Below are 9,877 nucleotides of genomic sequence, written 5' to 3'. Positions count from 1 at the left end.
CTGCCCTGCTGATGCCCGATTCCGAAGCCTACATCGATGCGGTACTTGCCGGCGACCGGGATGCCTTCCGGCACCTGGTGCGCCTGCATAAAGACAGCGCCTGGGGCATCGCCCTCTCCGTGCTGAAAGATGCCTTCACGGCCCGCGATGCGGTGCAGCAGGCTTTCGTGCAGGCCTGGCTGCACCTCGGCAGCTTTCGGCGCGAGGCAAGTTTCCGCACCTGGCTTCACCGGATTGTGATTCGTGAGGCGCTCAAACTGGCAAAAGAGCAGCAGCAGCACACGGCTGATTTTGCCGACATAGCCGACATCCCCGATCTGCAGCCACCGGAATCGGGTGGTGAGCTGAGGGATGCGCATCAGCGCTACTACATCAATCAGGCCCTGACCCGGCTCGATGCCCGTGAAAGCCTTGTGCTCAAACTGTTTTATCTTGAGGCCTACAGCATCCGCGAAATATCGCAACTCACGGCCTGGAGCGAATCTCACGTTAAAGTGCTGCTGTACCGGGCGCGGCAGAACATGCGCGTGCTGCTCGAAAAAACCTTCCGCCTGAAACCCGAAGACCTGTACCTGCCATGAACCCGAACAGCCTGCCCCAAAACCCGGAAGACGACCGCCTCATGCAGCAGCTTCTGCGCAAAAGCGCCGAGCCCATGCCCTTCCCCGATTTCGATGATGAGGTGATGTCGGCCATCACCGCTTTGGAAGCCGAATCAGTGGTACAGCAGAAGGTACCGGCTGTTGAAACGTCCGCCGCAGAAGCCGCCCTTGCAGCAGATTACCGCGAGGAGCTGCGCCGGATGCGCACTGCCTCTCTGAGGCTCTCGTGGCTTTTCTTCCTGATCGGCCTCGCTGCCGGCATTGCCCTGCTGCTCTCGACGCCCTCCTACAACATCGGCTTTCTCGGTTTTCAGGGCCGCGAAGCCTGGATTCTGATACAGGGCATCTGCCTCATCTGGCTGCTGATGCAGGCCGACCAGCTCTTGCTGCTCACTAAGGAATACCTGTCAGGCAGCCGGTACACCAATACCAAGAGCAAAAACCGCTCAGCCGCATAAATTTGATTTCCGGCGGGTGATGCCAGCGGCGCGGGTTTTTGTGGGATTTTTAGGGTCCGGGCAACATTGCGGATTGGGAGCGCCGACAACAAAAAGCAAGGGACATGCCGTAGGTTTGGGGTTTTTCACCGGCACGAAAGACAGTGATGCTCACGGAGTTCCCCCTAAAAAAATCTGGGTTGGAAATGTTCGTGAAGCCGTGTCCGGGTTGAGTCGCTGAATTTCAGGCTTTTTTTCTTTACTTTGTGAGACCTGAGGGCCGGGTTATACGCCCGCCCGAAACTCATAAAACCTTTCACAGCCCATGAAAAACGACCTCGCATTTATAGCCGGCCTTGCCCTGCTGCTTATTTTACTCAATCTGGCCGGCCTTGAAAGCTGGTATGAGACCTATCCTTTTGTGTTTATCCTGTGCGGATATTTCATTGGGAAATATTCCAGGGCGGATGCCGCAAAAAAGGATGAGGGGTAAGTCCGGTTGAGTTTTGCCGCCTGAAAAAAACTGATGCAAAAAAAAGGGAGCTTCCTGTCAGGAAAGCTCCCTTTAATAATGAGGGGGTATTTGTTGTATGATGTCTATATAACCGGTATTACTCGCCTTTATTGCGCGTATCCTTAATTTTTTTTCGCTCTTCCATTTTTTGCTCTTTGGCCATCTGACGCGCTTTTTTCTTGTCGACGGTTTCCATCATTTTGACGTGATCGATTTGCTTGTTGATCATCATCTGCTGACCGATGGAGAGCAGGTTATATACCAGGTAGTAGAGCGAAAGGCCCGAGGCGAACTGATTGAAGAACAGGAAGAGCACGACCGGCAGAATGTAAGTGAAAATCTTCATCTGCGGGTTGGCTGCGGCACCCTGACCGCTGATCTTCATTTGCAGCACCATGGTGGCCGACATCAGTAATACAAAACCGGCAATGAAATCACCCAGAATCGGGATTGTGAACGGCAGCTGAATAATAACATCAGGTGCGGAAAGGTCGCTTGCCCAGAGGAAGCTTTCCTGACGGATTTCGATTGAATTCTGGAAATAGCGCCACAGGGTGATGAGTACAGGGGCCTGAAGCAGGTTCGGCAGGCACCCGCCGAGCGGATTTACTTTGGCCTTTTTGAACAGCTTCATGGTAGCCTGCTGCTGCGCCTGCGGGTTATCTTTGTATTTCTCCTGCAGGGCCTTCATCTCCGGCTGCAGCTCGCGCATGGCGGCCATGCTCTCAAAGCTCTTCTTAGTGAGCGGGTAGAGCACGATTTTAATTACAAACGCAAACAGGATGATGACCAGGCCGTAGTTGCCCAACAGGTTGCCGAAGAAACCGAAGAACGGCAGTACAATCCAGTTTACAAAGGGGTCGGAAAACCAGCGCAGGAAACGGAAGCCGGTATCGACCATGTCGTAGGCCGCCGTGTGAAATTCGTTGAGATGGCGGTGATCGAGCGGACCAACGAACAGGCGGAACTGACTCTCGCCGTCGGCGGGCACAATCGAGCGCATAATGGAGCGGTAGTGCGTGCGGATATCGTTATCCCGGCCGGTGACATCGGCCATGAGTATGGCACCGTCGGTTTCCCCTACAGGCTGAATAATCTGTGTGAAGAATTTGGTTTTGGTGGCAACCCAGCCGATGTTTCCGGTAATGGAGCGGCGTTCGGTTCCGGCGGAGGTGAGGTTGATGTCGTCAAGGGCGCCTCCGGCATATACAAATGCAGCAGAATACTGTGTTTCCTGATTTCTCTGCCGCTCAGTGGTGCGCAGGCGCGGCTGCCAGCCGAATTCGAAATAGGAGCCGCTGATGAGATCACGTACGCCGTCGAACAGGATGCTGAGGCCGAGCTCGTAGCCGTCGCCTGAAATGAGGTATTCGAACGTAAGGGTTCGGCCGTCTTCCAGAATGAGATCATACACAATGGTGGTAGTCTCACCGCGCCCAATGCTGATTTCGGAAGCTGTTGTGCGGGGGATGAACAGCAGATCCTGTGTATCGATGTTGTAATTTTCGGTAGAGAGGAAGCCGAGATTGTAGGCTGAGCGTGTGGTATCGGCCAGGAGTGTAACCTGTTCGCCGTCGTATCTGATGTGATTTACCAGCTCGATCTGTGCGGGTCCGCCCCCCAGGTTGGTAAAGAGGAACCGCTGGAACGGTGTCTCAACCACGGTGGTGATGGTATCGGTAACGGCTGTGTTTCCAAATACGCCGAGAGCGGTGAGGGGCTGATCAAGTTCCCGGAGTTCAGCCATATCGCGCTCAATGGCAGGCCGGTCGATTCGCTCCACGGCATTGAGGCTGTCCCGGAGTTCACGTTCGCGCTGCTGTCTCTCAAGCTGCTCATCGGTGGGGGCCATGTAGAACATCCACGCCAGCATCACAACAGTGATGAGGATGATGCCTATAATTTGATTACGATCCAAAGGTAGTAAGCGTTTTGATTAAGCGTTAGCAGGCACGGGATAGAACAGAACCGGCGTGGTTCAGGGCTCCTGCGCTGATTTTTTTGCGGCTTCGCTACCGGGTACCGGGTCGAATCCGCCTTTGCTCCAGGGGTGGCAGCTGCCGATGCGCTTCAGCGCCATCCAGCTTCCTTTCAGAGCGCCGTGCAGCAGAATAGCTTCGCGGGCGTAGGCGCTGCAGGTAGGGCTGTACCGGCAGGAAGGTGGGAAATAGGGGGAAATACCTCCACGGTAAATGTCAATCAGAAAAACAAAGATCCGTTTCATTGCGCAGCATATCTTCAGTTTATTGCATCGGTGAGCCGGTTTTCAGGCAAATTGCCTTAACATGTGCCCTAACATCTTTGAGTACCTGCTCAAATGCCGGATTTCTGTTTTTAACACTGAGCACAATATGAAGCTCTGTGGCGGGTTGCCGTAGTGCATTGGCCTGATTCAGCGGTTGCTGACTTTGGCGCCATGCTTCCCGCATAAGCCTTTTCAGGTAATTTCGCTGCCATGCTTTGCCTGATTTACGACCTGCAGCGAAGCCTGTTTTTACCAAGCCGCCCGGCACTTCTGTAACGACAAAACGGGCATCAACAACGGCACCTGACAAACGTGTCCCGTTCCTGAATACCCGGTCAAAAGTGCCGCGCCCCCTGAGAATCCGGTTTTTGGGCAGCTTGTTCCGGCTGTGCGAATCAGAATTATTTGGCTGCCCGCTCATCGCTTACCGTAAGCCTGTGGCGGCCTTTGGCACGACGGCGCTTGAGAACTTTACGTCCGTTGGCGGTTTCCATTCTGGAGCGAAAACCATGCTTGTTGGCCCGCTTACGACGACTTGGCTGATACGTACGTTTCATTTCTGAATCCTGGGTATTCTAAAGGTTTACTTGAAACTGTGTGTGAATTGTTGAGCGATATCGGGCGCAGCCCAAAAAATTTTGTATTGCAAACTTATTGCCTGCCGCGTGGTATCGCAAAAATAAAAGACCCTAAAAATAAGGTTTATTTTACTGAAACCGAAACACCCGTTTCCGTTTTTTCACCCGCTCCGTTTTTAATACCTGAAGCACGGCATTGCCTCCCTTTTGGCTCGTTTCTTGCAGCACCGGTAACCGGCGTTTTCTTTGCTGCATCATAACTGCTCTCAGCATCCGTTAGGTGGCGGTAAATGCCTTTTAGGGTAATTTAAGGCAGGTATGTCATCACCTATAATTGAATTGAACCCTGCACGCAGAAACCTTAAATTGCCAATCTGTTTATTTTTCAGGCTTTTGAATGATTTACGGCCATGAGGCACTTCATTCATCTAAAGCTATTTTATCCCGGATTTGCATCCAACCCAATCCCTATTTCATTATGATAGACTCCATTATTAAAGGAATCTCCAAAATATTTGGAACAAGCAGCGACCGCGACATCAAAAAATTACAGCCTGTGCTCGACGAAATTAAGAGCTATGAAGAGGAGCTTAAGGGCATCAGTGATGAGGCATTAAAGGCTTACACACAGAAATTTAAGGATGAAATCAGCAAAGCTACTGCCGATGTTGATGCTGATATTGAGAATCTGAAGAAGCGGCTTAACAGCGAAGAAGAGAGCATCACTATTGAAGAGCGCCGCACCCTTTCTGAAGAGCTTGAAAAACTCGATGCGGAATGGCTCGAAATTATTGAAGGTGTTTTAGATGACCTCCTCCCGCAAGCATACGCCGTTCTCAAGGAAACCTGCCGGCGCTTTGTAGGCAAAAGCTGGATGGTGGCCGGCACCATGACCGAATGGAAAATGGTACCCTACGACGTTCAGCTGATTGGCGGCATGGTGCTGCATCAGGGCAAAATTGCGGAGATGAAAACCGGTGAAGGTAAAACCCTGGTTTCCGTTTTTCCAACCTACCTGAATGCACTCGTTGGCCGCGGGGTACACGTTGTTACCGTAAACACCTACCTCGCACAGCGGGATGCCGAGTGGAATGCTCCCATTTTTGAGTTTCACGGCATGAACGTTGACTGCATCGACCGTTATCAGCCCAACACACCCGAGCGACGCAAAGCCTATCAGGCCGACGTTACCTACGGTACCAACAACGAGTTCGGCTTCGACTACCTACGTGACAATATGTCGCACCGGGCCGACGAACTCGTGCAGCGCGGCCATCACTTCACTATTGTGGATGAGGTCGATTCCGTCCTCATTGATGAAGCCCGTACCCCGCTCATCATCTCCGGTCCTGTTCCGCAGGATGACGCCGGCGCCAAATACAAGGAATTTAAGCCCCGTATTGCCGCATTGGTTGAAGCACAGAAAAAGCTTATCAGCAAATTTGTAGGTGAGGCCGAGCAAGCCCTGAAAGAGGGTGATGAAGAGAAAGCCGGCCTGCATCTTTTCCGGGCAACCCGCGGTTTCCCGAGAAACGGAAGGCTGCAAAAACTACAGCAGGAACCGCACATTCAGAAACTTATTCAGCAGACCGAATACCTCTACCTGCAGGAACAGGCGAAAAACATGCCCTTTGTGGATGAAGCCATGTATTACGCCGTAAACCTTAAGCAGAACTCGCTTGAAATGACCGATATGGGCCGGGAATTCATCACCAAATCAGGTGAGGATTCAGACTTTTTCGTGATTCCGGATATCGGAACCGAGACTTCCCGCCTGCAGGAAGAGTTTGAGAAGCAGAAAGCTGAAGTGGAGAAAGAAGTCCGTGCCGATTCGGGCCTCGACGGCGAAGCCCGGGAGCGCGAAATTGCCCGCCGCGTGGAAGATATGCGCGCAACAATGGCCGAGGAGAAGCAGAAACTCTATCTCAAGTTCTCCGAGCGCAGCGAACGCATTCACACTGTAAATCAGCTGCTGCGCGCCTACACCCTGTTTGAGAAAGACGTGGAATACATCATTCAGGACGATAAAGTGCAGATTGTGGACGTGCACACCGGCCGGGTTCTTGCCGGGCGCCGTTACTCTGACGGGCTGCATCAGGCCATCGAAGCCAAGGAAAATGTGAAGGTTGAGGCCGCAACCCAAACCTACGCGACCATCACCCTGCAGAACTACTTCCGGATGTATCACAAGCTTTCCGGTATGACCGGAACGGCCGCAACGGAAGACACCGAATTCCATGAAATTTATGATCTCGACGTGGTCGAAATCCCGACCAACCGCCCGATTCAGCGGAAAGACCTCGACGACCTTCTGTACTATACCAAGCGCGAGAAATACAACGCTATCATTAACAAAGTGCGTGAGAATCAGCAGAAGGGGCAGCCAACCCTCGTTGGTACTACGAGTGTGGATGTGTCCGAAACCCTGAGCCGCATGCTGAAACGCTCCGGCATAACGCATGAGGTGCTAAACGCCAAACAGCACGCCCGGGAAAGTGAAATTGTTGCCCTTGCCGGGCAGAAGGGCGCGGTAACCATTGCCACAAACATGGCCGGCCGTGGTACAGACATTAAACTTTCAGAAGAAATTCTCAACCTCGGCGGACTCGCCATCATCGGTTCTGAGCGGCATGAGTCGCGCCGGATTGACCTTCAGCTCCGCGGTCGTGCGGGGCGGCAGGGCGACCCCGGGGTCTCACAATTTTACGTGTCGCTTGAAGATGATCTGATGAAGCTGTTCGGCTCCGACCGTATCGCTAATACGCTGGAGAAATTCAAGCACGAGGAAGGCGAAGTGATTCAGAACCGCTTCCTCACCAAGCAGCTTGAGCGCGCACAGAGCAAAGTTGAGCAGAACAACTTCAGCATGCGGAAGCGTCAGCTGGAATTTGATGACGTGCTCAATAATCAGCGCAAGGTGGTTTACTCCCGCCGCCGCAACGCACTGCTGGGTGATAAGCTCACGAGCGACATCCTCGATATGCTCGAAGACCACGTGTACAAAGTAGCTGAAGAGCACTACCCGAACGGCGAATATGAGAATATTCAGGAGCGCATGCTTCGCAGCCTGGGCGTAAACGTGGAAATTGACCGTGAAAAATGGGCCTCCTACGGGGTTGACGGCGTAGCTGACTTCCTCTTTGATGTAGCCGTGAAGCATTTCCGTACCAAAAATGACATGCTGTGCGAACGCATATACGAAACGCTTCAGCGTATTGTAAACGACAAAAACGTAACCAACCTGGCCGCGGATGTCACCATGGCATTTACCGACGGCACCCGCCTGCTCCGCGTAGTGCTCAATGTTGAGCGCACCCTGGAGAGCAAAGGCCGGGAGCTTATTCTGGCCCTGCAGCGGGCTTCAGTACTTTCCATCGTTGATGTGAAATGGATGGAACACCTTCGTGAACTCGATCAGCTCAAAGAAGCTGTTGGCCTGCGCTCGTTTGGTCAGCGCGACCCCTTGCGTGAATTCAAGCGGGAAGCCTACGAAGCCTTCATGAAGCTCATGGAAGACCTGAACGCCGAAACGCTTTCGTTAATCTGGAAAGCTGTGCCTCAGGTTACACCTGATCAGCAGCAATCGGTTAGAATGGGTGCTGCCCCAACCCAAAGCCGTTACGACCGGGCCCGCATGCGTGAACAGCACAGCAGCGTTAGCTCTTATGGCGCAGGTAACTACACAAGCAGCAGTTCAGGCAGCGCGCCGGCAACAAGCACCAACCGCTCGGAAGATACCCCTCAGAAACCTGTGGTGATCGGAAAGAAGTTCGGCCGGAATGAACCCTGCCCGCTTGATCCGAACAAAAAATTCAAAAACTGCTGCGGCCGCACCGGCTCCAAAACCTGTACCCGTATCGGCGAAGAAACTGTCTCCTGAGCATCTTGTACTGGCAGGTAACCTTCACACCGGATCGTAAACACTGAAAGCCCGGATCTCATATGGAAATACTTGGAATCGACATTGGGGGCTCAGGCATAAAAGGCTGTATTACCGATTGCAAAACGGGAGCGCTGATTGGGGAGCGTTTCCGCCTTGCAAGCCCTGAGGTAACAGCTCCGCATAAACTGCTGTCGCGGGTACATCAGGTTGTTTCCCATTTTAACTGGACCGGCCCCATCGGCTTTTGTATGCCTGAGCCGGTTCGAAACGGCATAGTGCTGCGAACCCTGCATTTTGATCCATCATGGACTGACGTTAACGCAGCTGCGCTGTTCGAAGAACTAACCGACTGCCCGGTGAGTGTGATCAACGACGCGGATGCTGCCGGGCTCGCAGAGGTTCAGTTTGGCGTAGCCCGTAATATAAAAGGTGTCGTTATTTTGCTTACGGTCGGCACCGGTATTGGCTCGTCATTATTTGTGAACGGGCATCTCGTGCCCAATACTGAGCTCGGGCTGATCCCGGTTGAAGGAGATACAAGCGCTGCTGAGCTGGCATCGGTCAAAACCAAACATGATGAGGGCCTGAAAAGAAAAAAATGGGCCAAACGACTGGAACACGTATTGCAAAAATACGAGCAGATTTTCCATCCCGATTTATTTGTAATCAGCGGAAGCCTGAGCAATAAGGCTGAGAAAACATTTCAGCACATCGATATAAACACCCCGCTGAAACCAGCGAGATTCCTGAATAATGCAGGCATAGTTGGCGCAGCCCTGCATGCCTGGAAAACAGGAGGATACGGGTGATGGTGAAACAACCGGGGTTTCTGCACACATGCCTTCCCCGGAGTGAACGGTTCATGTATCGTGGCATGGGGAAACAAGAAATGATTCCCGGGCACAATAGCTGATTCATTCCCCCCGGCTCCGGCAGGAGCTAAATTCTACCCTTATGGTTTCCCTAACGGGAAATATCCGTAGTGCCGGGTAAATCTGGTGTGTTGCGTTCGGGCGCAAAGCTGTTCAAAAATTATAGGGGGAAACGTGAACAAAGCAACATTTTGGCCTGAAATATTCTGTCCCGGAATTATCAGGTTCTTTGCAAACGACTGCAACCGACACATGCAAAGAACATCCCGCCGGGATATTACGCGTTTGGCCTAAAACGGTGCTGCAAAAAAAAATATCCCGTCAGGGATATCATATGGGTAGAAAACCGCTCACGCCAGCAAATGAAGCATGCCGTAGGTATGCAATATGCACACTCCTGCCGGAGCGGAGGGTGCATTGCTATTTTCATGGCTGATTTTCAGCTTCCAAAGCGGAATTACAAAACCCCTCTCCTGGCACATTACATTATGCATTCAGGCTTAAAATTTTTTTTTCAGGAGATGGCTTGGGGTGAGGACTACCCCGAAACCGGCTTCGCACTGTTTTGAGCTTCACGAACAGGTGCTTGCCGGCCGCTCGGCATGGTATATCGCATTATACCCTCATAGCTTCCCTAACGGGAAACATCCGTGGCGCCGGGGAAATCTGGTGTGTTGGATAAGGGAGGGCATTCAATCCTTGCTACAAGACTTGCACTCCCGCCGGAGCAGTCTTTGCACGACTTG

At 52.5% G+C, this 9,877-nt stretch carries 9 protein-coding genes; 5 read left to right on the top strand and 4 right to left on the bottom strand.

All coding sequences use genetic code 11. The features are described 5' to 3' along the window. The 3 genes from LAT75_RS13815 to LAT75_RS13805 all read left to right on the top strand — a co-directional run. The coding region (locus LAT75_RS13815; RefSeq protein ID WP_291483265.1) for a sigma-70 family RNA polymerase sigma factor at window positions 1-581 on the top strand (581 nt) is incomplete at its 5' end. After that, window positions 578-1,060 carry a hypothetical protein gene (locus LAT75_RS13810; protein ID WP_291483264.1) on the top strand — a complete coding sequence of 161 codons (483 nt, stop codon included), beginning with the start codon at window positions 578-580 and terminating at the stop codon, window positions 1,058-1,060. The genes LAT75_RS13815 and LAT75_RS13810, both read left to right, overlap by 4 nt. Window positions 1,061-1,364: 304 nt before the next feature. Then, the gene (locus LAT75_RS13805) at window positions 1,365-1,532 is read left to right on the top strand and encodes a hypothetical protein (protein ID WP_291483263.1); all 168 of its coding nucleotides are present in this window, start codon (window positions 1,365-1,367) and stop codon (window positions 1,530-1,532) included. Window positions 1,533-1,650: 118 nt separating this feature from the next. On the opposite strand, the gene LAT75_RS13800 is transcribed toward LAT75_RS13805, so the two are convergent. Genes LAT75_RS13800 through rpmH form a run of 4 tightly spaced genes read right to left on the bottom strand, consistent with a single transcriptional unit; the run spans window position 1,651 to window position 4,355 of the window. Continuing rightward, a complete protein-coding gene (locus LAT75_RS13800) occupies window positions 1,651-3,471 on the bottom strand; it encodes a YidC/Oxa1 family insertase periplasmic-domain containing protein (protein ID WP_291483262.1) in 1,821 nt (606 codons plus the stop codon). Between the two features lie 60 nt (window positions 3,472-3,531). Then, entirely contained in the window at window positions 3,532-3,777 is a 246-nt protein-coding gene (gene yidD, locus LAT75_RS13795; RefSeq protein WP_291483261.1) for a membrane protein insertion efficiency factor YidD, read from the bottom strand. Between the two features lie 19 nt (window positions 3,778-3,796). Next, complete coding sequence (locus tag LAT75_RS13790) at window positions 3,797-4,219, bottom strand: ribonuclease P protein component (protein ID WP_291483260.1); 423 nt, start codon at window positions 4,217-4,219, stop codon at window positions 3,797-3,799. Beyond that, entirely contained in the window at window positions 4,200-4,355 is a 156-nt protein-coding gene (gene rpmH / locus LAT75_RS13785) for a 50S ribosomal protein L34 (protein ID WP_291483259.1), read from the bottom strand. The genes LAT75_RS13790 and rpmH overlap by 20 nt, the downstream gene beginning before the upstream one ends. A gap of 499 nt (window positions 4,356-4,854) precedes the next feature. Here rpmH and secA point away from each other — a divergent pair, with 499 nt between their 5' ends. Both secA and ppgK read left to right on the top strand, forming a co-directional pair. Next, complete coding sequence (gene secA, locus LAT75_RS13780) at window positions 4,855-8,256, top strand: preprotein translocase subunit SecA (RefSeq protein WP_291483258.1); 3,402 nt, start codon at window positions 4,855-4,857, stop codon at window positions 8,254-8,256. A gap of 62 nt (window positions 8,257-8,318) precedes the next feature. Then, the gene (gene ppgK / locus LAT75_RS13775; protein WP_291483257.1) at window positions 8,319-9,068 is read left to right on the top strand and encodes a polyphosphate--glucose phosphotransferase; all 750 of its coding nucleotides are present in this window, start codon (window positions 8,319-8,321) and stop codon (window positions 9,066-9,068) included. Window positions 9,069-9,877: the final 809 nt, after the last annotated feature.

Source organism: Cyclonatronum sp., assembly GCF_022565315.1.
Taxonomy (GTDB): Bacteria; Bacteroidota; Rhodothermia; order Balneolales; family Cyclonatronaceae; genus Cyclonatronum.
Note: the sequence above shows the minus strand (reverse complement) of the source record. Positions and strands in the feature narration are given on the sequence as shown.

Excerpts from the sequence above, each read along its gene's own strand:
- LAT75_RS13790 (WP_291483260.1), bottom strand. The coding sequence starts at position 4,219 with ATGAGCGGGCAGCCAAATAATTCTGATTCGCACAGCCGGAACAAGCTG.
- LAT75_RS13805 (WP_291483263.1), top strand. The coding sequence starts at position 1,365 with ATGAAAAACGACCTCGCATTTATAGCCGGCCTTGCCCTGCTGCTTATT.
- secA (WP_291483258.1), top strand. The coding sequence starts at position 4,855 with ATGATAGACTCCATTATTAAAGGAATCTCCAAAATATTTGGAACAAGC.
- yidD (WP_291483261.1), bottom strand. The coding sequence starts at position 3,777 with ATGAAACGGATCTTTGTTTTTCTGATTGACATTTACCGTGGAGGTATT.
- ppgK (WP_291483257.1), top strand. The coding sequence starts at position 8,319 with ATGGAAATACTTGGAATCGACATTGGGGGCTCAGGCATAAAAGGCTGT.
- LAT75_RS13810 (WP_291483264.1), top strand. The coding sequence starts at position 578 with ATGAACCCGAACAGCCTGCCCCAAAACCCGGAAGACGACCGCCTCATG.
- rpmH (WP_291483259.1), bottom strand. The coding sequence starts at position 4,355 with ATGAAACGTACGTATCAGCCAAGTCGTCGTAAGCGGGCCAACAAGCAT.